We start from the raw sequence: 1,511 nt of genomic DNA on the forward strand, positions 1-1,511 counted from the left end.
GCTGGCGATGTGCGCCCGAAGGCTGCGGAAGAATATACGGTCACGGTCCCGGAAGCATTCAAGGACGCATTCAAGCCCGAAGAAGATCAAGGCTTCCAAGATTTCCGCACCAAAGCATTCGAAGCGGGCATGACCCAGAAGCAACTGGACCTGGTGATGGATCGCTACTTCGAAATGGCGCCGCAACTGGTGGCCGCTGCTGGCGTCCTCGATGCCAACACCTGCAAGGCGGAGCTGGAAAAGGCATGGGCCACTCCCGCAACGTTCAGCCGGAATGTCGGCCTGGCGTTCTCGGCGGCCACCGCACTGTCCAGCAAGGCCGGCATCGATGTACAGCAGATCATGAATGGGCCGCTGGGCAACAATCCCCAGTTCCTGCAACTCATGGCTGCGCTGGGCCCGGAGCTGGCCGAGGACAAGAACCCGAACAGTGAAGGCAATATCACCTCGGGCGATGAAATCGAGACCCTCATGGGATCCGAGGCCTATTCCAACCCCAGCCACAAAGACCATGCCCGCGTCAGCGAGAAGGTCCGCAACTACTTCTCCAAGAAATACGGCACCGAAGCCGCCGCGTAATACCTCCTCCATTTAGTCGGGAAACCGACCCCCACCCAGCGCGACCATTGCGGGCAGATACAGGCCCGTGGTGGTGCGCGGACACCCTACAGATACCCTCCTTGCGCACGGTAGCCGGTGCATGCAAGGCGACCGTTTGGCAGGCCCGGATGACCGGACACCCTGAAAGGCGAATTTCTCAGTCACCTTTTTGGAGATTCACATGCCCCAGTCGATCACCCAGGCCTTTGTGCAGCAGTTCGATACTTCGATCCGCATGCAGGCCCAACAGAAGCGCGCCCGCTTCGAACCCCGCGTCACGGATCGTGGCAACATCACCGGCGAGTCGTTCACCGCGAACCGCCTGGATGCCATTGCCGACACCCCGGAGAACACCACCCGCCACGGTGATACCGTCTGGTCGGATGCCAACCACACCACCCGCGTGGCCCTGATGCGCGACTTCTACCAGGCTCTGCCGGTGGACCGCGCCGACGAACCCAAGGTGCTGGCCAACCCGAGCGGTTCCTACATGGACTCGCTCAATGCAGCCTGGAACCGTCGCAAGGACCAGATCATCTTCTCGGCTGGTATCGGCAATGCCCAGACCAAGGACGGCACGCTGGTCCCGCTGCCCTCCAGCCAGATCATCCTGAACGGCGGCACCGGCTTTACCAAGGCCAAGCTGATCACCGCCAAGAAGCTGTTCCGCGCCAACGAGGCCGACGAGCAGGCCGACATCCCCGAAGAGCTGTACATCGCGTACACCTCGGACATGCTGGAAGACATCCTGTCGGACACCACCCTGACTTCGGCGGATTACATGGCCGTGAAGATGCTGCAGTCCGGCGATGTGTCGGGCAAGTGGATGGGCTTCAGCTGGGTGCCCTACGAGCGCGTGCTCAACACCGCCGGCGTGCTGCGCACCATGGCATGGTGCAAGTCCTCGATCC

General features: G+C 61.6%; 2 protein-coding genes. Both read left to right on the forward strand.

Annotated elements, in window-relative coordinates; genetic code table 11:
- Window positions 1-579 (forward strand): hypothetical protein (locus ACODSZ_RS23045; RefSeq protein ID WP_488928636.1); only part of this gene is annotated, 579 nt, incomplete at its 5' end.
- A 202-nt stretch (window positions 580-781) separates the two neighbouring features.
- Window positions 782-1,511, forward strand: a 730-nt coding sequence (locus ACODSZ_RS23050; RefSeq protein WP_488928637.1) for a phage capsid protein, incomplete at its 3' end; no start/stop codon positions are given.

This window comes from Herbaspirillum sp. FG34 (assembly GCF_057809315.1).